Source organism: Rhizobium sp. CECT 9324 (assembly GCF_918741265.1).
Classification (GTDB): domain Bacteria; phylum Pseudomonadota; class Alphaproteobacteria; order Rhizobiales; family Rhizobiaceae; genus Allorhizobium.
On sequence record NZ_CAKKMZ010000002.1, the window covers coordinates 1153409 to 1178223 of the forward strand.

The 24815-nt window shown below is 59.2% G+C and carries 22 protein-coding genes and 1 pseudogene; 11 read left to right on the plus strand and 12 right to left on the minus strand.

Features of this window, described 5'->3' with window-relative positions; genetic code table 11:
- Positions 1–78: 78 nt before the first annotated feature.
- Positions 79–555 carry an Lrp/AsnC family transcriptional regulator gene (locus LQ231_RS25180; protein ID WP_113139806.1) on the plus strand — a complete coding sequence of 159 codons (477 nt, stop codon included), beginning with the start codon at positions 79–81 and terminating at the stop codon, positions 553–555.
- 48 nt (positions 556–603) lie between these two features.
- Here LQ231_RS25180 and LQ231_RS25185 read toward each other — a convergent pair whose 3' ends face one another.
- The 10 genes and pseudogenes from LQ231_RS25185 to LQ231_RS25230 form a co-directional block, all read right to left on the minus strand.
- Positions 604–1470, minus strand: a complete 867-nt coding sequence (locus LQ231_RS25185) for a dipeptide ABC transporter ATP-binding protein (protein ID WP_230174845.1) — start codon at positions 1468–1470, stop codon at positions 604–606.
- Positions 1467–2318, minus strand: a complete 852-nt coding sequence (locus tag LQ231_RS25190; RefSeq protein WP_230174847.1) for an ABC transporter ATP-binding protein — start codon at positions 2316–2318, stop codon at positions 1467–1469. The genes LQ231_RS25185 and LQ231_RS25190 overlap by 4 nt, the downstream gene beginning before the upstream one ends.
- Position 2319: 1 nt before the next feature.
- Positions 2320–3228, minus strand: coding sequence for an ABC transporter permease subunit (locus LQ231_RS25195; RefSeq protein ID WP_113139803.1), 909 nt, complete (start codon positions 3226–3228; stop codon positions 2320–2322).
- Positions 3229–3242: 14 nt separating this feature from the next.
- Entirely contained in the window at positions 3243–4247 is a 1005-nt protein-coding gene (locus tag LQ231_RS25200) for an ABC transporter permease subunit (RefSeq protein WP_113139802.1), read from the minus strand.
- A gap of 174 nt (positions 4248–4421) precedes the next feature.
- Positions 4422–6020: an ABC transporter substrate-binding protein gene (locus LQ231_RS25205; protein WP_113139801.1), complete on the minus strand. Its 1599-nt coding sequence runs from the start codon at positions 6018–6020 to the stop codon at positions 4422–4424.
- A gap of 501 nt (positions 6021–6521) precedes the next feature.
- Entirely contained in the window at positions 6522–9602 is a 3081-nt protein-coding gene (locus LQ231_RS25210; RefSeq protein ID WP_230174849.1) for an efflux RND transporter permease subunit, read from the minus strand.
- A 44-nt stretch (positions 9603–9646) separates the two neighbouring features.
- Positions 9647–10759, minus strand: a complete 1113-nt coding sequence (locus LQ231_RS25215; RefSeq protein WP_230175066.1) for an efflux RND transporter periplasmic adaptor subunit — start codon at positions 10757–10759, stop codon at positions 9647–9649.
- A 136-nt stretch (positions 10760–10895) separates the two neighbouring features.
- Positions 10896–11504 (minus strand): TetR family transcriptional regulator, encoded by a 609-nt coding sequence (locus LQ231_RS25220; protein WP_230174852.1) that lies wholly within the window; start codon positions 11502–11504, stop codon positions 10896–10898.
- Between the two features lie 504 nt (positions 11505–12008).
- Positions 12009–12614, minus strand: a pseudogene (locus tag LQ231_RS25225) (transposase); the annotation flags it as partial.
- 1317 nt (positions 12615–13931) lie between these two features.
- On the minus strand, positions 13932–14837 hold the full coding sequence (locus tag LQ231_RS25230; RefSeq protein ID WP_230174855.1) for a LysR family transcriptional regulator: 906 nt from the start codon (positions 14835–14837) through the stop codon (positions 13932–13934).
- A gap of 98 nt (positions 14838–14935) precedes the next feature.
- Between LQ231_RS25230 and LQ231_RS25235 the strand changes: the two genes are divergently transcribed.
- Together LQ231_RS25235 and LQ231_RS25240 are read left to right on the plus strand one after the other, a co-directional pair.
- Positions 14936–15256, plus strand: coding sequence for a nuclear transport factor 2 family protein (locus LQ231_RS25235; RefSeq protein ID WP_230174857.1), 321 nt, complete (start codon positions 14936–14938; stop codon positions 15254–15256).
- Positions 15253–16032 carry an SDR family oxidoreductase gene (locus LQ231_RS25240; protein ID WP_230174859.1) on the plus strand — a complete coding sequence of 260 codons (780 nt, stop codon included), beginning with the start codon at positions 15253–15255 and terminating at the stop codon, positions 16030–16032. Before LQ231_RS25235 ends, LQ231_RS25240 begins: the two co-directional genes overlap by 4 nt.
- A 22-nt stretch (positions 16033–16054) precedes the next feature.
- On the opposite strand, the gene LQ231_RS25245 is transcribed toward LQ231_RS25240, so the two are convergent.
- Positions 16055–16522, minus strand: a complete 468-nt coding sequence (locus LQ231_RS25245; RefSeq protein WP_230174861.1) for a MarR family transcriptional regulator — start codon at positions 16520–16522, stop codon at positions 16055–16057.
- 145 nt (positions 16523–16667) lie between these two features.
- Here LQ231_RS25245 and LQ231_RS25250 point away from each other — a divergent pair, with 145 nt between their 5' ends.
- The 8 genes from LQ231_RS25250 to LQ231_RS25285 all read left to right on the plus strand — a co-directional run bounded on the left by LQ231_RS25250 (position 16668) and on the right by LQ231_RS25285 (position 23747).
- Entirely contained in the window at positions 16668–17456 is a 789-nt protein-coding gene (locus tag LQ231_RS25250; protein ID WP_230174863.1) for an alpha/beta hydrolase, read from the plus strand.
- A 302-nt stretch (positions 17457–17758) separates the two neighbouring features.
- Complete coding sequence (locus LQ231_RS25255; protein WP_230174865.1) at positions 17759–18190, plus strand: acetyl-CoA carboxylase biotin carboxyl carrier protein subunit; 432 nt, start codon at positions 17759–17761, stop codon at positions 18188–18190.
- Positions 18190–19581, plus strand: coding sequence for an acetyl-CoA carboxylase biotin carboxylase subunit (accC, locus tag LQ231_RS25260; RefSeq protein WP_230174867.1), 1392 nt, complete (start codon positions 18190–18192; stop codon positions 19579–19581). The genes LQ231_RS25255 and accC overlap by 1 nt, the downstream gene beginning before the upstream one ends.
- Positions 19578–19985: an acetyl-CoA carboxylase gene (locus tag LQ231_RS25265; protein ID WP_230174869.1), complete on the plus strand. Its 408-nt coding sequence runs from the start codon at positions 19578–19580 to the stop codon at positions 19983–19985. Before accC ends, LQ231_RS25265 begins: the two co-directional genes overlap by 4 nt.
- Positions 19982–20689, plus strand: a complete 708-nt coding sequence (pxpB, locus tag LQ231_RS25270) for a 5-oxoprolinase subunit PxpB (protein ID WP_230174871.1) — start codon at positions 19982–19984, stop codon at positions 20687–20689. The genes LQ231_RS25265 and pxpB overlap by 4 nt, the downstream gene beginning before the upstream one ends.
- On the plus strand, positions 20686–21681 hold the full coding sequence (locus tag LQ231_RS25275; RefSeq protein ID WP_230174872.1) for a biotin-dependent carboxyltransferase family protein: 996 nt from the start codon (positions 20686–20688) through the stop codon (positions 21679–21681). Before pxpB ends, LQ231_RS25275 begins: the two co-directional genes overlap by 4 nt.
- A gap of 33 nt (positions 21682–21714) precedes the next feature.
- A complete protein-coding gene (locus tag LQ231_RS25280) occupies positions 21715–22482 on the plus strand; it encodes a 5-oxoprolinase subunit PxpA (protein WP_230174873.1) in 768 nt (255 codons plus the stop codon).
- Between the two features lie 59 nt (positions 22483–22541).
- Positions 22542–23747 carry a pyridoxal phosphate-dependent aminotransferase gene (locus tag LQ231_RS25285; RefSeq protein ID WP_230174874.1) on the plus strand — a complete coding sequence of 402 codons (1206 nt, stop codon included), beginning with the start codon at positions 22542–22544 and terminating at the stop codon, positions 23745–23747.
- Positions 23748–23775: 28 nt separating this feature from the next.
- Here the strand turns inward: LQ231_RS25285 and nac are convergent, their stop codons facing one another.
- Positions 23776–24678, minus strand: a complete 903-nt coding sequence (gene nac, locus LQ231_RS25290; protein ID WP_113139785.1) for a nitrogen assimilation transcriptional regulator NAC — start codon at positions 24676–24678, stop codon at positions 23776–23778.
- Positions 24679–24815 lie beyond the last annotated feature (137 nt).

The window sequence follows — 24815 nt, forward strand, 5'->3', positions numbered from 1 at the left end:
AGTCATGGAGTTGTATAAAATTGCGCGGTTAATTCTAATTGAGCTAGAAAATTGCTCGAATATGGTCAACAATGCGCCATGACAGTTGATCATCCCATTGACCTCGATCGTACGGATCGTCGGATTATCCAATGCCTGCTGGACAATGCAAGCCTCAGCAATGCCGAGCTTGCCGATCGAGTTGGCCTGACGGCCGCGCCTTTGTCGCGCAGGCTGGCGCGCCTCTACAATAGTGGCATTATCCGTCAGGCGGTGATCATCGACGCGGCCCGTGTCGGTCTGGGCCTTCAGGCTTATGTGGAAATCACGCTGGACCGGACCACGCCACAGGTGGGTGATCGCTTCATCCAGATGGTCGGCCGCTTGCCGGAAGTGGTCGAGATCCACGCGGTGGCTGGAGATTTTGATTTCCTGCTCAAGATCTCGGTGCGTGACATGGCCGACTATAAGCGCCTGATCTGGCAGGAATTCGATCATCTGGCAGAGATCAAGACGATTCGATCGACCATGGTCTTCGACAGCCCGAAGATGTCCTACGGTCATCTGCCGGAATAGAAAAGGGCGCCACCGGCGCCCTTCCCCTGATTGTTCTGCGTTGATCGGTTAGCCGGCGCTGACAAGCTTGCCGCGTTTCGCCATGCGCGCGCGGATCGAGTCGACATCGGCGCGCGGGGTCGCGGCAAACAAGGTGCGGGTATATTCATGCTGCGGCGCAGAAAATACGGCGTCGCGTGTCCCGTACTCCACCGCTTCGCCGTAATACATGACCATTACTTCGTCGGCGATGTAGCGCACGACCGAGAGGTCGTGGCTGATAAAGACGTAAGTCAGGCCGAACTCTTCCTGCAGGTCGGCAAGCAGGTTCAGAACCTGTGCCTGAACGGACAGGTCGAGTGCGGAGACAGGCTCGTCGAGCACCAGAAGCTTCGGGTTGAGCATCAGCGCCCGGGCAATTGCGATGCGCTGGCGCTGTCCACCGGAGAACATGTGCGGATAGCGGTTATAATGCTCCGGGCCGAGGCCGACCTTGACCAACATCTCGTTGGCACGGTCGCGGCGCTCCGATGCGGTCATTTTAGTGTTGATCAGCAGCGGTTCGCCCAGCACGTCACCGATCTTCTGGCGCGGGTTGAGCGATCCATACGGGTTCTGGAAGACGATCTGCACCTTCTGGCGCATCTCGGCTGTCAGATAGCCAGGACGGGTATCGACTTTCTTGCCTTCGATCAGCAGTTCGCCGCCGGTTGGTTCATCGATGAAGGTCAGGATGCGGGCAAGGGTCGACTTGCCGCAGCCGCTTTCACCGACGATTGCCAGCGTCTTGCCGGTTTCGAGCTTGAACGACACGCCCTTGACCGCGTGCACGGTTTTGTCTGCCTTCAGGAAGCCCTGCGGTACATGATAGTCGCGCTTAATGTCGCGGATTTCCAGCATGGGTGTAGCGCCGGTTGTTTCGCTTGCGATGCTCATGCTGCACCTCCCGTCGTCTGGGCGGCCGCCATGAAGTCGGACACCGTGGTCAGCCGGTCGCCGGTGGCATTCTCAGGAAGGGCTGACAGAAGCGCCTTTGTATAGGCGTTCTTCGGTGCCTCGAACAGGGATAGCACGTCTGCCTCCTCCATCTTCTTGCCCTTGTACTGGACGATGACGCGGTCGGCCGTTTCGGCCACCACCGCCATGTCATGGGTGATCATGATCAGGCCCATGCCGGTCTCGACCTGCAGCTGCATCAAGAGATCGAGGATCTGCTTCTGGATCGTCACATCAAGTGCCGTCGTCGGTTCGTCGGCGATCAGGAGCTTCGGATTGCAGGCGATTGCCATGGCGATCATCACGCGCTGGCATTGTCCCCCCGACATCTGGTGGGGGAAGTGGTTGAGGCGTTCTGCCGGATCCGGCAGGCCGACGAGCTTGAACAGCTCGATGGCGCGCGCGCGGCGTTCCTTGGCGCCCATGCCCATATGCAGTTTCAGCACTTCCTCGATCTGGAAGCCGACCGTGAAGCACGGATTGAGGCTGGCGACCGGTTCCTGGAAGATCATCGCCACATCCTTGCCGATCAGCTTGCGCCGATCCGACGGTGACATGCCCTGGATGTCGCGGCCGAGAAACAACATGCGATCAGCGGTGATCTTTGCTGTCCAGGGCAAAAGGCCCATGACGGCAAGCATGGCGACCGACTTGCCAGAGCCGCTTTCGCCAACGATAGCAAGCACTTCGCCAGCGTCGACCGAGAGCGAGACGCCATCCACCGCCTTGAACCAGCCGGATGCTGTTTCGAACTCGACGGTGAGATTTTGGATATCGAGAAGTGCCATGTCAGGACCTCTTCAGCTTGGGGTCAAGCGCGTCGCGCAGGCCATCGCCCATCAGGTTGATGGCCAGAACCGTGATCAGGATGGCAAGGCCCGGGAAAGTGACGACCCACCAGGCACGCAGGATGAATTCGCGCGCTTCAGCAAGCATCGTCCCCCATTCCGGTGCTGGCGGCTGGGCGCCCATGCCGAGAAAACCCAGTGCTGCGGCATCGAGGATCGCGTTCGAGAACGACAGCGTCGCCTGAACGATCAGCGGCGCCATGCAGTTCGGCAAAATGGTGCGGAACATCAGGCGGAATGGCCCTGCCCCGGCAAGCCGTGCTGCCGTCACATAGTCTCGGGTCTTTTCCGACATCACGGCGGCGCGCGTCAGGCGAACGAAATGCGGCTGCAGCGTCAGCGCAATGGCGATCATGCCATTGGTCAGGCCGGGTCCGAGGATTGCCACCAGCACCAGCGCCAGAAGCAGCGACGGAAATGCCAGGACGATGTCCATCAGGCGCATGATCGTCGTATCGAGCCAGCCACCGTAATAGCCGGCGATCACGCCGATTGCGATGCCGGTGGTTAGTGAAAGCGTGGTGACGAACACGCCGATGAACAGCGAATACTGTGACCCGTAGATCAGGCGCGACAGGATATCGCGACCGACCGGATCGGTCCCGAGAGGGTAGCTCCAGCTTCCGCCTTCCAGCCATGCTGGCGGCAGGAGGATGGCCTCGCGATACTGTTCGAACGGCGAATGCGGCGCGACCAGCGGCGCAAAGACCGCGATCAGCACAAGGGCGATGAAAACGACGAGGCCGATGACGGCGCCACGGTTTTCGGAGAAGTAGAACCAGAACTCGGCCAGCATCTGGCGGCGCATCGCCGCTGTGGTGACCGGCTGGCTTTGAGTTGTCTCAGCCATGGGATTTTATCCTTCTAGTGGCGGATGCGCGGATTGATCAGGCCATACAGCAGATCAACGATCAGGTTGACGACCATGATGATGCCGGCAATGAGAAGCAGACCGCCCTGGATCACCGGATAATCGCGTCGGAAAACACTGTCGACCATCCATTTGCCGATACCCGGCCAGGAGAAGATCGTTTCGGTCAGAATGGCGCCGGCAAGCATGACGCCGATCTGCAGGCCGATCGTGGTGATGACTGGGATCATCGCATTGCGAAGCGCATGCAGACCGACCACGCGGAACGGCGAAAGTCCCTTGGCGCGGGCTGTTCGGATATAGTCTTCCGACAGCACTTCCAACATGGCAGACCGCGTCTGGCGCGCGATGACGGCCAGCGGAATGGTGGCGAGCACGATCGACGGCAGGATCAGGTGGCTGAGGGCCGAGGTAAAGGCGCCCTTTTGCCCCGACAGCAGACTGTCGATCAGCATGAAACCGGTAACGGGCGGGAAGAAGAACATCAGCGAGATACGGCCTGAAACCGGTGTCCATTGAAGGATGCCGGAAAACAGGATGATCAACAGCAGGCCCCACCAGAAGATCGGCATCGAATAGCCGACAAGCGCGATACCCATCATCGTCTGGTCAAAGGCCGAACCGCGTTTGATCGCTGCGATGATGCCGGCCGGTACGCCGATGGCGATGGCAATCATGATCGCACAGAAGGATAGTTCGACGGTCGCCGGGAATAGAGCGAAGAATTGATCGATGATCGGGCTCTTCGAGACGATTGACGTGCCGAAATCACCCGTGAGAACGCCGGTTATATAGTCGAAATACTGGACGACAATCGGCCGGTCGAGGCCGAGATTGGCGCTGATTTCCGCATGCCGCTCGGGCGACATGACGCGTTCGCCGGACAGCAGCGCGACGGGATCGCCCGGCAAAAGCCGGATGAAGGCGAAGGCTATGATCGATACCCCGATGAAGGTCGGGATCAAGACGGCAAGCCGCCGCAAGAGAAAGCCAAACATGTAGGAGACCTGTTGTTTTTCTTATGAAAGTCGGACCGTGGGCTTGTCGCCTCTTCGGTCCCTCGAAAAGCCGTATCGGGTTTCGAACCGTGGAGATCGCCGGATTTTGTCCGGTGGCGCTTAACGAGAAACGCCGCGGGTTTTAAACCCGCGGCGAATGCGTCTCGGATCCGATTACTCGGCGATGTCGACGTTTTCGAAGGTGAAGTCGCCAAGCGGGCTCTGAACGAAGCCAGAGACTTCCTTGCGCATCGGTACGACGGACAGGGAGTGGTCGATGGTGGCCCATGGTGCTTCGCGCTTGAAGACCAGCTGGGCTTCTTCGTAAAGCTTGGTGCGTTCAGCCTGATCGGACGTGACCTTGGCCTTCTTCACCAAAGCGTTGAACTCTTCGTTGCACCACTGAGCGCGGTTGTTGCCGCCCACGGCTTCGCAGCCGAGCAGGGTGTCAAGGAAGTTGTCCGGGTCACCATTGTCGCCGGTCCAGCCGAGCATGACAGCGCCGTCACGATCCTTGGCCTTCGAACGGTCGAGATATTCGGCCCATTCGTAGGAAACGATCTCGACCTTGACGCCGATCTTGGCAAAGTCGTCCTGCATGATTTCGGCCGCACGACGGGCGTTCAGCATGTAGGGACGCGATACCGGCATCGCCCAGATCTTCATCGACAGATCCTTGACGCCGGCAGCTTCGAGCGCCTTCTTGGCGGCGTCGAGATCGTAGGCATCATCCTGCGTGGCTTCGTTGTAGGACCACATTGTCGGCGGGATCGGGTTCTTGGCAGGCGTTGCCATGCCCTGGAAGACGGCATCGACGATGGCCGGCTTGTTGATCGCCTGGTTCAGTGCCTTGCGGACTTCCGGCTTGTCGAACGGAGCCTGTGTCGTGTTGTAGGCCAGATAGGCGACGTTGAGGCCTTCCTGTTCCATGACGGTCAGGGTGTCGTCGGTCTTCATCGCGGCGACGTCAGCAGCATTCGGGAACGGCATCAGGTGGCATTCGCCAGCCTTGAGCTTCTGGTAGCGAACGGCAGCATCGGTGGTGATTGCGAAGACGAGATCGTCGATCTTCGGTGCGCCACCCCAATAGTCGGCGTTCTTCTTGAAGCGGATGACGGCATCCTGCTGGTAACCGACGAAGGAGAACGGACCGGTGCCGATCGGCATCTGGTTCAGCTGTTCCTTCTTGCCGTCAGCTTCGAGCTTGTCGGCATATTCCTTCGACAGGATCGAGGCGAATGGCATCGCCAGGTTGGCGAGGAACGGTGCTTCTGGCTTGTTGAGCGTGATCTTGACCGTCAGGTCATCGACCTTTTCGATCGACTTGATCAGTTCCGGGAAGCCCATGCCGGCGGCATATTCCCAGGATGTGCCCGCAACATACTGGTTCCACGGATGATCAGCCTTCAGCTGACGGTCCAGCGAGAAGATCACGTCGTCTGCGTTAAATTCGCGGGTCGGCGTGAAGAATTCGGTGGTGTGGAACTTGACGCCTGGACGCAGCTTGAAGGTGTATTCGGTACCTTCGGCGTTGACGGTGTAGCTTTCAGCCAGTCCGGCTTCCGCTTCGGTCGTGCCCGGCTTGAATTCCATCAGGCGGCTGTAGACCGGATGGGCGGATGCATCGAATGTCGTGCCCGCGGTGTACATGCCCGGGTCGAAGCCTTCCGGCGAACCTTCCGAGCAATAGACAAAGGTCTTGGCGCTGGCGGCGCTGGAAAGGAACGTAGCCGCGAGCAGTGCTGCGGCGGCAAAGCCAAACTTGTATTTCATGAGCAGTCTCCCAGTGGCGTTGGACCATGACTGTCCGGTCGCCGGTTCTTTTGGTTCCGTGGTGCGTGTTTCGCACCCAGTGTTTTGCAGAACGAGGTGTAGATCCTCCTTCCGGCGTACCCAAACGGCGATAACGCGATGGCTGTCGTAAAGAGGCCAGCGCATGTGCCGGACGTCAAGGCCCGCATGATCAACGTCATATCGGCTTAAAAAACGTTGTAAAGAGAGATTCTGCCGCAATATCACTTCATTTTAGGCGGGAATTTGGCGGAATTCGCCAATGACAGCGCAAAATTTGCACATTTAATTTGTATGCTAGACGAACGAAATTCGTTTTAGTGATATGATAGAAGCATTTGTTTCCAAGGGCTTCGCGAGATGGCGTCGCAAATCGGAAACCAGCCTTGGCTCGTCTTGACAGCGATTTTACCATGTCTCGCGGTTTGATCAATTGGTCAAGAAAATGAGAAGTCGGGAGGGGCTTGGGGTCCCCTCCCGCCCCTATTCGGTCGCGGGCATTGGGGAAGTGCGACCGAAAAACAGGGAGTAGGCGGCCGGCAGAACCAGAATGGTCAAGACAGTGGCCACCAGGATGCCGCCCATCATTGCATAGGCGAGCGGTCCCCAGAAAATTCCGCGCGAGATCGGGATCAGAGCAAGGACGGCCGTCAGGGCTGTCAGCATGATCGGGCGGAAACGCCGGACAGCGGAGCCGATGATCGCTTCGGACCGTTCCATGCCGGCCGCGATGTCCTGGTCGATCTGGTCGATCAGGATGATCGAATTGCGGATGATGATCCCGAGAAGAGCGATAACGCCCAGGATAGCCACGAACCCGAAGGGTGCTCCGGAGATGAGCAGTGCGGCGGATGCCCCGATGATGCCGAGCGGCCCGGTTGCCAGCACCAGCATTGCCTTGCCGAAATGCTGGAGCTGGATCATCAGGAGAACGACGATGACCAACAGCATGATCGGTGCTTTGGCGGCAATCGAATTCTGGCTTTCGGCGCTGTCTTCAGCCCCGCCCTGGATTTCCACCTGGTAGCCGGGTGGAAGGCGATCGCGCAGGGGCTGAAGCTCGGCAAACATCTTCATCGTCACGTCGTTCGACTGAACGCCGTCGGGAAGGGTGGCGCGGACCGTAATCGTTGGCAGGCGATTGCGGCGCCATTCGATGCCCTGTTCCATTGTCGGCATGACTTTGGCGACTTGGGACAAGGGCACGAATGCGCCGTTGTCGGTCGGAATGTAGATCGAGTTGACAGCTGTCAACAGCTTGCGACTTTCCTCTGGTTCGCGGGCAACAATCGAAATTGTCTCCTCCCCTGCCCGCACATCGGCGAGCGGCGCGCCGCTCATTGTTGCCTGCAGCATCTGACGAAGCCGCTGCGAAGTGACGCCGAGTGCGCGTGCGCGATCCTGATCGACCACCAGCTTCATCGCCGGGACCGGCTCAAGCCAGTCATCGTGAACAGCCTCCAGCACCGGATTGGCATTGAAGGTCTTCTTGACCTCGTCGGCAATCCGGCGGACCTCTGCACGGTCAGGTCCCGATACGCGCATCTGAACAGGCCAGCCTGTCGGAGGGCCGAGGAACAGACGGTCGACTTTGCCGCGGATGTCGGGGAAGTCGGTGGCGAGCATGGCGCGGATCTTGGTGATCAGTTGTTCGCGGCTGTCTTCATCCTTGGCCATGACGAGAAGCTGGGCGTAATTCGGATTGCGCAGTTGCTGATCCAAAGGCAGGAAGAAACGCGGTGCCCCCTCACCGATATAAGTCGCCACGAAACGTTGACCGTCTTCCTTCAGGATCCGGTCTTCAAGGATCGTCGCCTGGCGTTCCACTTCGGAAATCGAGGTTCCCTCCGGAAGCCAGAGATCAACAAGGATTTCCGGGCGCGACGACTGTGGGAAAAAGTTCTGCGGAATGAATTGGAAGGCCCAGAGGCTGGTGACGAATGCCCCCAGCGTGACAAGGATCACGATGATCCGGTGCGTGACGGCCCAGCTGACGGTGGCGCGCAGGCGATGGTAGAAAGGTGTGTCGAAGGCGTCGTGATGGCTGCCGACATGGTGTCTCTGCTTAAGAATCATGTAGCCCAGCCAGGGTGTGAAATAGACAGCCACGAACCAGGAAATCACAAGTGATATGCCGACAACGTAGAACAGCGAGCGGACATATTCTCCAGCGGTGGATTCGGCAAAGCCGACTGGGATAAAACCGGCAATGGTAATCAGGGTGCCGGTCAGCATCGGGAAGGCGGTCGATGTATAGGCGAAACTCGCCGCATCGAGCTTGTTCATTCCCTCCTCCAGCTTTCGCTCCATCAGTTCGACGACGATCATTGCATCGTCGACCAGCAGTCCGAGGGCGATGATCAGCGCGCCGAGCGAGATACGCTGCAGGTCGAGGCCGACCTGATACATGACGGCAAACGTCGCCGCGAGGACCAGCGGGATGGCTATGGCGATGACTAGGCCGGAGCGCCAGCCGATCGAGATGAACGACACGACAAGCACAATCAACAGTGCCTCGCCGAGCGCCTTCATGAATTCACCGACGGCGTCCTCGACAACTTCAGGCTGGTTCGAGATCTGCGAGACTTCGACGCCGAGGGGCAGGCTCACTTCAAAGCGCGAAAGCGTTTCTTCCACTGCCTTGCCGACATCGGTAACCTTGAAACCTTTGCTCATGACGACGCCGACCTGGACGGAATCCTGACCGTTGAAACGGAACTTGCGCTGATAAGGGTCCTCGAGGCCTTCGGTGACGGTGGCTATGTCGCCAAGGCGCGTGATCTGGTCTCCCGCCTTGAGGCGGAGTTCGCGGATGTCTTCCGCGGCACTGAAGCCGCCATCGACGGCAATACGCACGGAGCGTTCGCCCGTGTCGATCGAGCCGGTGGCGTCGATCGCGTTCTGGCCGGCCAGTGCGTCCTGCAGATTGGTAAACGTCAGGCCACGTTCGGCCAGCGCTTTCGAGGAGACCTCGATAAAGATCTTCTGCGGCTGATCCCCAAGGACCACGGCCTTCTCGACACCGGCAGTGGACAGAAGCACGTCGCGGGCCTGGATCGCGTATTTCTTCAGCTCCGGATAGCTGTAGCCGTCGCCGGTCAGCGAATAGAGCGTGATATAGGTGTCGCCGAACTCGTCATTGAAATAGGGACCAAGCAGGCCTTCCGGCAGCTCGTTTTCGATGTCGCTGACCTTTTTGCGCACCTGATAGAAGGCATCCGCCACGTCCTGAGCGTCGGTATTTCCCTTGACCTGAAGCGTGATGATTGCCGATCCGGCGCGGGTGTAGGATTTCACCCAGTCGAGATAGGGCGTTTCCTGCAGCTTGCGTTCTATCTTGTTGACCACCTGATCCTGCATGTCGGTGATCGACGCGCCCGGCCAGAAGGCCTGCACGACCATGACGCGGAAGGTAAAGTCAGGGTCTTCCTTCTGGCCCATGCGCATCAGCCCGAACAGGCCGGCAATCAGAATGAGACCAAAGAGGAAGCGAGCCATGCTGGGGTGGCCGATTGCCCAACGCGACAGATTGAAAGAGCCGTGGTCGACGGGTGGGGTGTTCATGGCAATGGTCCGCGCGGGAGGAACGGGAAAGGGAAAGGAAGCGATCAGGGCGTTTCGCTGGTGCTGCCGGTGATGGCAGGCTCCGCGACTTCGGCCGAATGTGTCATGACGCCTTCTGGAAGCTTGACCTTCATGTCCTCTGTCATGAACTGCGTACCCGCCGCGACTACGAGGTCGCCCGGACGGATGCCATCGGAGATCTTGATGCCGAGATCGGTGAACTCGGCGACCTTAACCGGCCGTGCATGCACGGTGCCATCAAGGCGCTCTACGGTCCAGACGATTGTCTGCTGGGCGGGATCGCGCGCCAAAGCCGAGAGCGGCAGGCTAAAATGATTGTCGGCGGTTGGCGTTGTCGCGATCACGCCGGCGGTCATGCCGAGCAGCACGCGCGCGTCTTCGGGAAGTGCGATGCGAACGGCGAATGTCCTGGAGCTGGCATCGGCAGAGCCGGCAACCTCGCGGACTGTGCCTTTGAGCGTGACGCCAGCATTCGACCAGAACGTCACGTCAACGATCTTGCCGTTGGAAAATGCAAAAATCTCGTTCTCGGGTACGGCAATCAGCACTTCCTTCTCACCGTCGGCGGCCACCGTGACAACAGGGCTGCCGGCTGACACGACCTGCCCTGCATCCGCATTGATCGCGGTTACGATGCCCGGCTTGTCAGCCTTGAGCTCGCCGTAGCCAACCTGGTTGCGGGCTTGCTCAAGGGTCGAGCGGGCACTGTCGCGGGTGGCCGTCGCCTGGTTGTAGGAAAGCTGCGCCTGTTCGAGCTGCGCCTTTGTGGTCACCTGTTGCTTGTAAAGCGCCTCGGCGCGCGTCAGGGCAAATTCGGTGGTCTCGACCTGACGTTGGGCCGACGCAAGGCTGGCTTCGGCGCTACGCAGCTGCAATTCATAATCCGTCGCATCGATCCGTGCCAGAACGTCACCCGGGTTGACCCTGTCGCCGATATCGACATTGCGCTCGATGATCTTGCCGGCGACACGGAAGCCGGCTGCGGCCTCGCTCCGCGCCTTGACGGCGCCGGAATAGCGCATTTCCCGGGCAGGTGAGGCGGCGTTGACCTCGACGATCTTGACGGGGCGCAGCGCTGGCGGCTCGCTGACCTCTGCCTTATCGTCCGAGCAGGAGACCAAGGCGAGTGTGACCATAAGCGGTGCGAGCACATGGGCGAGCGCCGATCCAATGCTGCGGCTGGAATTCGGCAATTCGAATGAACGCGATCTCATGAACATACTCTCCTAAAACACAAAAAATGCCGGCTTGAGCGCTTGCCGCCCGCTCGGGTCAGGCCTTCAAGGCCTGGATGGCAAACTCAGTCAGTTCTGCGGCGCTGGCTCTATTGGCCTTGCCGATACATTGGGCGACGAGTTGTGGATGATGCAGTGCTGACGTAGCGGCCCCAAAGCAGCGCGTAGCGAGTTCCGCATCACCCGCTGCAAATTCGCCCCTTGTCATTCCGTCGGCGATGATGCCGCGCACAATGGCCTGGAGTTGGTCGATGTGCTCATCAACGACGTGCCAGTCTCGCTCGATGGCAACGATTACCATCTCATGCACCTTCTCGGCATCAAGCATGGTCTCGACCGTATACTGATAGTGGCCCAACGAATAGCGGCGCAGCCGTTCCTCGGCACTGAGCGGGAGGTCCGCGCATGCCTTTGCAAGCTCCAGGCTCTCATTCAGCATACGGGCGCAGAGGGCTTGGTGGATCTCGACCTTCGAGGCGAAGAAGCGGTAGATATTGGCGGGCGACATGCCGAGGTCCTTGGCGATGTCGGCGACGGTTGTCTTTGCATATCCGTAGTGCCGGAACAGCCGCTCGGCGGCTGCCAGAATGCGCGTGACGTTGTCACTGCGAACCTGTTCCTGATCGGCTTCGAGCGTCTGGGGCATAGGTTTTCCTGAGGAGTGATGAATATCGAATTTCGTCAGGATTAAAATCTCACTCGGCATTTGTCAATATATCGCATGAAAGAAAACGCTGAAAGACGTCTCGCCAGAGTTGTGGTGCACTATGGTCTGCGACCGTTAAAAAGTGCTCACAGATGTAGTGCCGACTATCCGCGTTTGTGTTGAGCGCCTGGCTGAAATGGTGTGAGAGCTCAAGGGAGGGCAGGGGCTGTTCGCTCATGCTTGTCCTCGCGGTGGAGATGTTGACAGCTGTCAACAGGCATGAGCCGACAGGTGAGTCGACAGCGGACCGGATTTCCATCAAAGAGGACGATCTGAGGATGTCGCGCCAGATCGACGAAGGTCAGCGGGCTCCGGTTCGATGGATTGCCGATCTGTGCGCGCACGATCGTGACGGAAGGTTGCCGCACAGGGCGCTGCCAGATCCCGGGGGAGACCATCGCACTGGGTGGCGCAAAAAAGCGGAGTGAGCGACTGTCTTGCCAGTCAAGCGTTTTGTTCGCGCCATGATTGATTGTCCCTGACGAGAGCGTTGAGGATGGTTATGAGCTTTCTAGCGACGGCGATGATAGCGACGAGCTTTGGCTTTCCCTGAGCGACGAGGCAGTCACGGAAGGTTTTGAGGGTTGGATTGTGGCGCGCGGCAACGAGTGCGCCCATGTAGAGCGCCGTTCTAACGCTAGCGCGGCCTCCACCGATAAAGCTCTTGCCGCGCCATTGGCCGGATTGACGTGTCCAGGGAGCAAGGCCGACCAGTGCGGCGACCTGGCGTCGGTCGAGCGTGCCGAGTTCCGGCAATTCGGCAATCAGCGTGCGGGCGATCTGGTCGCCAATGCCAGGGATCGACTTCATGAGCTCGACTTTGTCGAGCCAGTTAGGCAATCGGCGGATGGTATCGTCGATGTCCTGATCGATTTCGGCAAGTTCCAACGGTCGCCTCGATAGCAATCCGTTCGGCCTGAAGCGGCTTCAAGCGCTCGACCAGATCGGCCAGTCCGCCATGATCGCGCGGGACATGGGTAGGGGCTATCGAGGGGGTGTTTGCGGCGACATCCAGACGATCTTTCGAAACGTCGATACCAATATAGAGAGCGTCCACCCTATCCCATCCTTGCGCAAGCGGGCTTCGCTTCGAGCGGCCCAAGCGACTGTTTGGGTTCGATGGAACGGCGGACGAGGACCCTTGCTCACTCACGGGCTTGGCATCCCAGAGGGGGGCCGGTCTCCCGTCCGCGACCGCAACCAGCACTATACCAGAAACGGCAAAATCTAAGTTACAAGGGGAGAGGCGCAGGCCGGCGGAACGCGACCGGTCAAGTGTCGAGCGTCTGAGGGTTTGAGTTGGCGCACTGTTTCGCAACTGCGGCCCATCTCGTTCCTGCCGAAACTGCCCCGGGGCCGCTTGAAATGGCCGGTACGCCTGCATCGAGATGTGAGGTGCGGCGCGCACATCGGCGGGCCTATGGCCAATGCCCGAGGGGGCGACCGTCTTGGCAGTCAGGCGTTGTGCCATGGCTTTTCTTCCCGGATGATGGCGTCGAGGAGGTCAGCAGTTTTCCTGTGGTGGCGACGATACTCCTGGGTTCACGTGATGCAAATAGACGGTTTCTAAAGGCCTTGAGCACAGGGTTGTGAGGGCTGGCGATGAGCCTGCCATGAACAACAAGGCGGGCACATTGCCCCGACCGCCCGATGAAGCGCTTGGCACTCCATCTGCCGGGGTTCCGGGTCCAATGGGCGAGGCATGCAAGTGATACGATCTGCCACCGGTCGAGACCGCGGCGATCAGCGCGCATCGATCGCGTGGGCCTTGGCCCGTCGACTGATCGCATGGACATAGGCGCGGACATGAGCGTGGTTGACCACAATAACCGGAAACGCCGGATGACAGGGTCGCCACGGCGTCCGCGCCGACCGATTGCAGCCGCGCGGGTAAGTCTTCTCAAATGCGCCGGCTGGGAAATTACAAGCCTTTTTCCGGGGCGTGCGGGATGTCGAACGGATGACGGACCATCTGCTGGCTTCTGCATTTACTGGAAGCTACGCTCAGCATCGAACTTACGTATTTTTTTCGTTAGTGATCGCTGCACTCTTGGAATCAGTAGGTCAATGTGGCAATATGACTGTGTTGCAGGAGCGATAATGTTGCGCTGCGGGTCTTTTGACTGAGAAATGCATTTCCGGTCAGATTTGGTTAACCATCCGACGATCGGCAGTGAAGAAACCCAAGTACCGCTTCGATTTCGTAGTGGCGCTTCTCCCCAATAATTTCAATCTGTTATGAATTGTCTCATTCGCCAAGCCGACGACGGGTTTTTGGTTTGAGAGGGGCGGATTTGGCCGTGGCGCCGCAGTATTGGTCAGGCACGTTCCGTGCCGGCGAGATGGCAGGTTGAGACGTTGTCATGATCACTTGACCTGTCGTCGCGAGTGATCGCGAGCCAGTTCGAGGAACGCTCTGACCCCAGCCGATAGATTTCGGCGCCCAGGATAATACAAGCAAAGCCCCGGATAGGGCGGGGTCCAATCTTCCAGAACTCGGACAAGGCGCCCCGCCTCAATGTCGTTGAGAACTTCCTGTTCCATCGTGTAGCCCAACCCCGTGCTTTCGAGCACGGCGATCTTCACGAGGCTGGCCTCATCGAGGGTGGCTTGACCCTGCACATCGATTTGGACCGCTTCTCCATCTTTTTCAAACCGCCATCGAAACAGGGAGCCATCCGGTAGCCGAACGCGAATGCACCTGTGATGAAGAAGGTCCGGGGGTACGAGAGGTTTACCGTGTTGCTCGAAATATTCCGGCGAACCGACCACGGCGTGGCGCTGAGGTCGACCGAGGGACACGGCAATCATGTCGGTGGGAACGAGGCCAGCAACCCGCACACCAAGATCGAACCCGTCCCTGACGATATCGACCATCTTGCCTTCTGTAACGATATCGACGTTCATGTCCGGATGGCGGCGCAGGAACTCAAGCACCAGCGGTGAGATAATGGCGCGTGCTGCAAAAGGTGCCGCGTTGATGCGTATCGTTCCCGAAGGTGTCTCGCGTTGCGAACGTACCGTTTCCAGCGCCGCGTGGAGATCCTGCAGCGAAGGTGCGACCTGCTGCATGAAGAGCCTGCCAGCATCCGTTAGCGAGACACTGCGTGTGGTGCGGTTGAATAATCGCACGCCTAGGCTCGCCTCAAGCCGGCCGATCGTGTGGCTGAGCGCAGTCGATGACATGCCGAGGTCGATCGCCGCTGCTCGGAATGTCCCGCGCCGGGCAATCGCGATGACCGCTTCCAGCTCCTTTAGATTGGCCTGCTCCATTGTCCCGATCTGTTCATTTCCGCATGCCGATCTATCCCACTTATATAATCAATGGTCGAGGGCTAACTCTCAGGTCAGTCCACAAGGAGAGACGTGAGATGATGCCAGATATTGTGACCATGTATTTTGATGCCGACAGGCGCAATGATGCCGAGGCGCTGTTGAACACGCTTGCCGCCGATGCGGTGGTCGAGGACGAGAACGCCCGCCATCAGGGCTCCGTCGCAATCCGTCAATGGTGGTTGTCCGCGAAGAAGGCGACCCAATACATCGCCGAACCGCTCGAATCCACCGTCGATGGCGACAAGGCATTCGTCCGCGCGAGTGTCAGCGGCCAGTTTACCGGTAGCCCTGTAGTGCTCACCCACGCCTTCACGATCAAGGACGAAAAGATCATCAGGCTGGAGATCCGGTCATGACCGATTTTCTCAACCTGAAAGGCAAACGCGCGCTCGTTACGGCCGGAACGAAAGGAGCCGGTGCCGCAACTGTCAGCCTGTTTCGCGAACTTGGCGTGCAAGTGCTGACGACGGCGCGGGCGCGTCCGGAAAATCTGCCGGAAGACCTCTTCGTCGAGGCGGACCTGACAACCGAAGAGGGATGCACAATGGTCGCAGAAACAGCGCGCCAACGCCTCGGCGGCGTCGATGTCATTGTCCATATGCTGGGGGGCTCCTCCGCAGCCGGGGGCGGATTCGCGGCACTGTCGGATGACGACTGGTGGAAAGAGTTGTCGCTCAATCTGTTTCCAGCTGTGCGACTGGATCGGACACTGGTTCCGGACATGGTCGCCAGAGGAAGCGGTGTGGTTGTGCATGTCACATCCATTCAGAGAGTATTGCCGCTCCCGGAATCGACGACCGCCTATGCTGCAGCCAAGGCCGCTCTCTCGACCTATAGCAAGGCGATGTCCAAGGAGGTCTCACCGAAGGGTGTCCGGGTGGTTCGGGTGTCGCCCGGTTGGATTGAAACGGAAGCCTCGGTTCATCTCGCCGAGCGCCTGGCCAAACAGGCGGGGACAGACCTCGAGGGTGGCAAGAAGATTATCATGGACGGACTGGGCGGCATTCCGCTCGGTCGTCCGGCAAAGCCGGAAGAGGTCGCAAACCTGATTGCATTCCTCGCCTCCGACCGGGCTGCTTCGATTACCGGTACCGAATACACGATTGATGGAGGAACGGTCCCCACGGCATGAGCAACAAATATGTCTCAGCAAGTCAGGCGGGTGCGTCCCACCCGCCGATTTGCGAATAGATCGCGTTGCGGAGATAGCGCATGTCGCGGTTCAGTTTCGCCAATTCTTGCGGCGTCTGGGTCGAGGCTGCGAGCAAGGTGTCGCTGAGACACCCTGCGCCGTGCTGCAATGCGCGGCCTTCTTCGGTCAGCGAAATGACCACCTGCCGCTCGTTGCTGAGATTTCGGGTCCTGCGCAGCAAGCCGGCTGTCTCAAGGCGCTTCAGGAGCGGCGTCAGTGTACTCGATTCGAGCGCAAGGGCGTTGGCAATGGCCCCCACGGTCTGCCCATCTTCGGCCCACAGCACGTTGAGCACGAGATACTGGGGGTAAGTCAGGCCCAACGCATCGAGGAGGGGCTTGTAGGCACGCTGGATGGCGATGCCTGTCGTGTAGATTGCGTAGCATAGTTGCTCTTGCAGGGGGGGCGGATCGTTGTGTGGCTTTGTCATTTTGATCTCCTGTACGACGTCAATATACCCAATGGCATCGCCGAAACCAATATCGCGATAAGAATTATCTTGACGGATGAATTGCAATCTGACTATTTACACATATCGCGATAATAGTTATCGCACAAACACCGAGGAGAAAGCCATGACACGCATGACCACAACCGTCGCTTCCGCGCTTGCCGCAGCCGCAATGTCCGCAGCACTGCAGGTGCACGCGGCCGACACAGTCCCCCAGAACCAGGCCGTAAAAAATGTAGTCCTCGTCCATGGCGCTTTTGCCGACGGCTCCGGCTGGAAAGGTGTCTACGACAACCTGACGGCGCGCGGCTATCGCGTCACCATTGTCCAGAACCCCCTGACCTCTCTCGAAGACGATGTCGCGGCTACAAAACGCGCGCTCGAACGGCAGGATGGACCGGCGATTCTGGTCGGGCATTCCTGGGGCGGCACGGTCATCACGGAAGCTGGTGTCGATGCCAAGGTTGCGGGCCTCGTCTATGTCTCTGCTCTCTCCCCGGATGCCGGCGAGACAACGGCTCAACAATATGAAGGCTTCGCACCTGCATCCGAATTTGTCATCGAGACGACGAAGGACGGCTTTGGTTATGTAAGCCCGAACAAATTCAAGGCTGGTTTCGCGCATGACGTCAGCGATGCCGAGGTTGCGTTGATGAGGGACTCACAGGTCCCGATCAACATGTCGGCTTTCGGCACGAAGCTCGAAAATGCTGCCTGGCATACCAAGCCCAGCTGGGCGGTGATTGCCACCGAAGACAAGGCATTTGACCAGGCCATGCTGATCCATATGGCCGAACGCATCAAGGCCAAGATCACCAAGGTGTCCGCAAGCCACGCCTTGTTCATGACCCAGCCCAGGGCCATCGCGGATACCATTGACCAAGCTGCCAAGGCCGTATCGGCGACCAAGTAGTTACCGACGCTGCGTCATCGGGGCATTTTCACCCAGCTCCGATGACGACGGCAACGTTTGTATAGTCAGCTGAATTGGGCCAATTGCCGACGAAGATACTTCCATCATTGGACATGGGAGCTGACGAAAGTCATCTGACGGCGATCGCCAGATTTCCTGGGTGTTGGCGACGGGTGAACCCGGTCCATCAAAACTTCGTCTGACCCCATCGAGAGAAAGCTCGTGCTACGGAAGAAGGCAGTTGAAACCGGCCCGGCCAAACCGAGGTCGGTCGCAGCCTTCCTGAAACGTCGGGCACGCTTATGGACCTGTCTAAGATAAAGACCCTCATCGACTTTGTCGGACGATCGAATATCACCGAACTGTCAGTGACCGAAAAGGACCTGACAGTCCGCATTTTCGGCCGCTCCGCGTCCCCCACCGCGCCGGGCGCCCGTGTTCGTGAACCTCAAGGCGTCTCCGGCACTCCGACCGACGCTGCGGACGCCCCAGAGAACAAAGCAGTAGCGGTTAGGGCGCCAGTTTTTGGCATTTTGCATCGGAGCCCGGCACCAGGGCAAGCGCCGTTCGTCAGCTTGGGCGAACAGGTGGAAGAAGGCCAGACCTTGTTTGTTATCGAGGCGATGAAGGTGTTCAATAGCATTGCGGCGCCGCGCTCTGGGCGCATTGCCTACCTCACCGACATTGACGGCGGAGAGGTTGAGACCGGTGACGTGCTTGCGGAGATCGCCTGATGTCCCAACCGTTACACAAGAACTCAGCGACAGGACCGCGCTTCGATAGCGTCCTTATTGCCAACCGCGGCGAAATCGCGGTTCGGATCCAGCGCGCGTGCCGCGATCTCGGTGTGAAGACGGTGGCAGTTTGCTCGGAAGCAGACCGCGAAGCACTCTATGTCAAGGCGGCCGACCGCTTCCTCTGCATCGGGCCATCCAGCGCAGCAAAGAGCTATCTGAACATGGATGCCATCCTTCTGGCTGCACGCCTCACCGGGGCGGGGGCCATTCATCCTGGCTACGGTTTTCTATCGGAAAATTCTGCCTTCGCGGATGCAGCGGAAAAAGCAGGTTTTGTCTTTATCGGGCCTGATGCCAAATCGATCGCCACCATGGGTGATAAGATTTCAGCGAAGCGGGCGATGATCGCGGCCGGTGTGCCTTGCGTTCCCGGTCCCGATACAGCGCTTCCCGAAGAAGCTGTGGCGGTCGAGCAGATCGCGCTAGACATCGGCTACCCCGTCATCATCAAGGCGGCCGGTGGCGGTGGCGGGCGCGGCATGCGCGTCGTTCCGGAGGCCGGACTGCTGCACGACGCCATCGCGCTCACGCGGGAAGAAGCACGACAGGCCTTCGGCTCCCCAGCTCTCTATGTGGAGAAGTTCCTCCAGCATCCACGCCATATCGAAATCCAGGTCCTGTGCGACAGCCACGGCAATGCAGTCTGGCTCGGACATCGCGATTGCTCGATGCAGCGCCGTCATCAGAAGGTCGTGGAGGAAGCCCCGGCACCCGGCGTGGCGCCGGAGATCATCGCACCCGTCGGCGAGGCCTGCGTGCAGGCTTGCCGCCAGATCGGGTACCGCGGCGTGGGGACCTTCGAATTTCTCTACGAGGACAATGCGTTCTATTTCATCGAAATGAACACGCGACTTCAGGTCGAGCATCCCGTTACCGAGCTGACGGCCGGTATCGATATCGTCCAGGAACAGATTAAGGTCGCTCAGGGTTTGCCGCTGGCACTGACCCAGGCGGATATCAACTGCAAAGGGCATTCCTTCGAATGCCGTATCAATGCCGAGGATCCCGAGAGTTTCATGTCGTCGGCCGGCGTGATCACCGGTCTTGACTGGCCGATGGGTGAGGGGGTCCGCGTCGATACACATATCCATGCGGGTTATAAAGTCTCGCCATACTACGACTCGCTGATCGCTAAGATCATCGTTCATGCTCCGACGCGAGCGCAAGCGATGGAGACAATGCGCGGGGCGCTTGCGGCGACACGGGTGGACGGGATCTCCACAAATATCCCCTTCTTGCGTGCCCTGTTCGAGGATCGCTCCTTCGCGGACGGCGAGACGGACATCCACTATCTTGAAAAATGGTTGACGCTGCGGAGAACGCTATGAGCGCGATCGATTTCAGCGATCCGAAAACCATAGCATTCCTGACCGACGCGCTCACGGCGGCCGGGGTGGGCGGTATCGAAATCTCCGCCGCGTCGGGGAGCCTGCGCCTGATGATCGCTCCTGATGGCGAAGTACGCCCGACAGTCGTGGCAACCGCACCGGCATTTATCGTCAAGGCACCCATGGCCGGGGTGGTGTGCTTTTCGCATGTCCGCATTTCCGGAACGTCAACTGAGTTGCCGAGATTGATTTCCGGGACCGAGGTATTGGGTTTCCTACGGATCGGTCTCGTTCTTCTGCCCCTGACTGCCGGCCGAGCCGGGCTTTTGACCAAACTGCGTGTTGAGGCGAATGCATTGGTCGGTTTTGGCGATGCCCTTTTCGAGATCGAGCCCCAGTCATGACAGCCATGCTGAAACACCATGTGTCACCAAACGAGATCATTCCCGCCAGCAAGGGCCGCCCTCGCATTTCGTCGATCGGCACCCGATCCTTCCTGCTGGAGGCACCTGGCGATTTCGACCTCGCGTCCCAGCGCCGGATCTGGGCACTGTCGCAAACGCTGAAAGGTTGGCCGGATCTGGCGGAAATCATTCCCGGTATGACCAATTTGCTGGCGATCCTCACGGAAACGCCCGAGGATCCAGAGGGTGTTGTATTGCGGCTGTCGGAAGCTTGGGACGTTGCCCCCAGCATCGATCTCGCCGGAAAGACCATCGAGATCGCTGTCCAGTATGGCGGGGAGTTCGCAACGGATCTGGCGGCGCTGTGCGATTTCTCCGGGCTTACGGATCGGGAAGTGATCCGTATCCATCATGAAGCGATCTATCGGGTCTTCGCTCTGGGGAGCGCACCCGGCTTCGGCTATCTTCACGGTCTCGATCCGCGCATCTACATGCCGCGCAAGACCGTTCCGTCGCTCAAGATGGCCAAGGGATGCGTGACAATCGGCGGCATGCAGACCGGTGTTGCCATGTTGACGGGCCCGAACGGCTGGAACTCCATAGGCTTTGCCGAATTGCAGATGTTCGACCCGCGGTCGGCAACGCCGGCCTTGATGGCACCAGGCGATATTGTTCGGTTCGTGCCCACGAGGATCGACCTATGATCGAGGTTATCGAAACCGGCCCGTTCAACGCTGTCCAGGACCTCGGGCGTCCCGGCTACCGCGATATCGGTGTCTCGGCCAGTGGCGCGATGGATCCGCTTGCTGTCAGGATTGGCAATTGCCTTGCTGGCAATCATGGAGGTTCGGCGGCGCTGGAAATCCAGACCTTTCCGTTTCGTTTACGGTTTGACAAGCGCGCTGTCTTCGTCGTCTCCGGCACGGATGGCAATCCATTTTTGGACGGTGTCGAACTGCTTGCCTGGTGTGCCTATCGTGTCGAAGCAGGTCAGGTTCTTGAAATCAGGCAGCCGCCGAAACTGGCGCGCGCCTACGTCTGCGTCGCCGGCGGTCTGGACGTTCCATCGATCATGGGATCGCGCAGTACCTCGCTCCGCGGGGGCTTTGGTGGTCATGCCGGCCGGACATTGGAGAAGGGCGATAGGATCGCCATCGGTGCCGGTGGAGATAATCTTCCGGTGCCAGATTCGGGCATCGCCGTGGTGGAGCCGGCCGTTGCTTTAGATCGTGTGTTCCCCCAATCTTCCGATGGTGTTTTGCTGATCCGCGCCTTGCCGGCCGGAGAGCATGGGCTTTTTGCCGAGGACGCAAAGGCTTTCTGGGATCAGACCTGGCGGATCTCTTCGCGCAGCGATCGCACGGGTTACCGTCTGTCCGGTGATCCGATCATACCGGTCGAGACAGTCGAGATGAGGTCCCATGGCGTCGTGCCCGGGGTTATTCAGGTCCCGCCTGGCGGCGAACCGATCGTGCAGATGAGCGACGCCAATACAGCTGGGGGATATCCCAAGATCGCCGGCGTAATGGAATGCGATTTTTGGCGCCTCGGCCAAGCCCGAATTGGCAGTCGGTTACGGTTCGTGCGGTCAACGCACGCGGAGGCGCGGACGGTGGAACTTGCCGTCGCTCGGTATCTCGACGATGTCAGGGTTACATCCGAGATGGTTAAGCGAGCCCTGAAAGTGATGGCCTAGCGTGCAGGCGAACGAGGGTCAAAAGGGGACGATATGAAAATCGATCTGAATTCCGATATGGGCGAAGGGTTTGGCCCCTACCGTTTGTGCGATGACGAGGCGATGATGAAGTTGGTATCGTCGGCCAATATCGCCTGCGGCTTTCATGGTGGCGATCCCGATACGATGGCGCGCATGGTGCGGCTGGCCAAGCAGAATGGCGTCGCCGTCGGAGCGCATCCCGGCCTGCCGGACCGTATGGGGTTTGGTCGTCGCGAAATGCCTTTCCAGCCGGATGAGCTGCGCCAGCAGATGCTCTACCAGTTGGGTGCCCTGATCGCGATTGCGCGGAGCGAAGGCGTGCGTGTTGGGCATTTCAGCTTTCATGCAGCTATGGGCAATATGGTCAATCGCGACCCCGTTCTTGCCGATTTGATGATGAATGCGATCGCTGCTGTCGATGCCGACCTTGTCATTTTCGTCACGGCCGGAAGCGAGATCGAAAAGGCGGCGAAACGGGCCGGCTTGAAGACGCTGGCTCTGTTTCTCGCCGACCGGGCCTATGATTCCAGCGGGGCGCTGGTTGCCCGGGGTCTGCCAGGTGCACTCGTCAAGGACGAAGCCTCTGTCCGCGCGCGTGTACACCGTTTCCTTGTCGACGGCACCGTCGAGACGATCGCCGGCACGCAGATCGATATGCCGGCACGCTCAATCCTTGTCCATAGCGATACCCCTGGCGCGTTGGATCTCGCCCGTATCGTGCGAAGCGAGATCGAAGCTGCCGGCGCCACTCTTGCACCGGCTGGCCAACTCGCAAGCTAGACAAGATCGATCGCCTGCAGGGCGCTCCTTTTTCAATCTGTCACTGAAAGATCACGTTCATGTCCATCACTGCCGACCGTCTCAAAAATGTTTCCATCTCCGCCTCCGCCGCGATGACCCAGCGTGCCAGGGAACTGGCTGCCAAGGGGATAAAGGTGGTGAGCCTTTCTTCCGGTGAGCCCGACTTTCCAACGCCTACCCATGTGGTTGAGGCGGCCCATGTGGCAGCGCTGAAGGGTGATACCAAATATCCCCCAATGGACGGCACGGCGGCACTGAAGGCGGCAATCAGCAGGAAGTTCAAGCGTGACAACAATCTTGACTTTGACGCCAGCCAGATCGTCGTATCGGGCGGCGGCAAGCAGGTGATATTCAACGCGATGCTTGCCACCTGCAATCCCGGTGACGAGATCCTGATCCCCACGCCATCCTGGGTCAGCTACGCCGATATCGTCAAATTCGCCGGCGGTGTGCCCGTTGCCGTCCCATGTTACGAAAAGGCCGGTTTCAAGCTGAGGCCAGAGGATCTAGAGGCCGCGATCACGTCGCGGACCAAATGGCTGTTCTTGAACTTCCCCAACAACCCGACAGGAGCTGCGTGTTCTCGCACCGAGATGGCTGAGATTGCCCAGGTGATGTTGCGCCATCCGCATGTGTTGATCCTGACGGACGATATCTACGAACATCTGGTCTATGACGATTTCGAGTTCTGCACGATTGCAGAGGTCGAGCCTAGGCTACATGATCGCGTGTTGACGATGAACGGTGTCTCCAAGGCCTATGCGATGACCGGGTGGCGGCTAGGCTTCTGTGCCAGTGGTTCCAGGGAACTGATGGCCGCGATCAGCAATGTGAATGGCCAGAACAGCGGCGGCACTGCGACGCTCACCCAGGCTGCCGCCATCGCCGCGCTCGACGGACCGCAGGACCTGCTCAAGGAGCGTGCGGCGATCTATCGGGAGAGGCGCGATTTCGTCATCGAAAAGCTCTCAAAAGTGGAAGGCCTGCGCTGCCACAAGCCCGAAGGTGCCTTTTACCTGTATCCGAACATGTCCGGCCTGATCGGTAAGACCAGCAAGGGCGGCCGCAAGATCGAGACCGATGTCGACTTTGTCATGGCGTTGGTCGACGAGCATCATGTTGCGACCGTTCAAGGTGCGGCCTATGGGATGAGCCCCTATTTCCGCATCTCCTACGCGACGAGCATAGAGATGCTGACCGAAGGCTGCGCCCGCATCGCCCAGTTTTGCCACGACATGCGCTGAATTTCTGATCGGTCGAGCCGCCTACTTATTACTTCAACCCTTCAGTCAGCTCGACAAGAATGTCCCTGACCGCAAGGGCAGGTTCCGACAGCGGGTTCTGATCTGAGACGCAAAGTGACAGCGTCTCCTCGATTCGCGGGGAGATGATCCGGCAGATCAGCGGTTCGCTTGTTTCCGTCACAATGCGGTCGGCAATTGCCTTCGGCATGATAGTGGCGCCCAGACCGGCCGCCACCGCACGGGCCAAGGTCCGCACGATCTCGACTTCCGCCACGACTTTCATCGAATTGCGTGTCCGAGTGAAGGCGGTATCCACGGCGCGGCGAACGAAATTGTAAGGCGGCGGCATCAGAAGCGGCACGCCATCGAGCGCGGCCAGCGGGACAGGTTTGCTGTCTCCTTCGATCCCAAGATCGCGATGGGCAACGAGATAGAATTCCTCGCTGAGGATCGGATCGAACCGAACGCCCTTGATCGGTCCATTGCCGTGGATAAGCGCCATTTCCAGCCGTCCGTTCATGATCATCTGGCTGTAGGTCTGGCCGACGCTTTCGGTGAGGTGGAGCAGGATGCCAGGATGGCGTCGGCGAGTTTCGGCGAGGAGTTCGACGGACAAAGTCGCGGCGCTGCTGAACGGGACAAGCCCGACAGACACGCGCCCTGCCAGTGAATTACCGGCGGCAGATGCATCCGCCTGCGCCTGCTCCATCTGACGTAGAATGATCTGGGCGTGGCGGTAAACAGCGAGACCCGCATCCGTCATGCTGACGCCTTGCTGGCTGCGGATCAGAAGCTTCTGGCCGAAATGCTCTTCCAGCGCGGCCAGTTGCTGGCTGAGCGCCGGTTGGGCGATATGCAGTAGATCGGCGGCGCGCGTTATGCTGCCGCTATCCACGATCACGATAAAAGATTTGAGACGTCTGATGTCCATTGGGACCGCATTTTGTTTGAGCTGTGCAAATGCATGTTTGCAGACGCTAGGCCCTTTTGCAACGCGATCCGTCGGGTAACCCAAGTCTCTTGTAAGACAGGGTTTTTGCGCCTCCATACAAGTTGCTTATTGCTCCA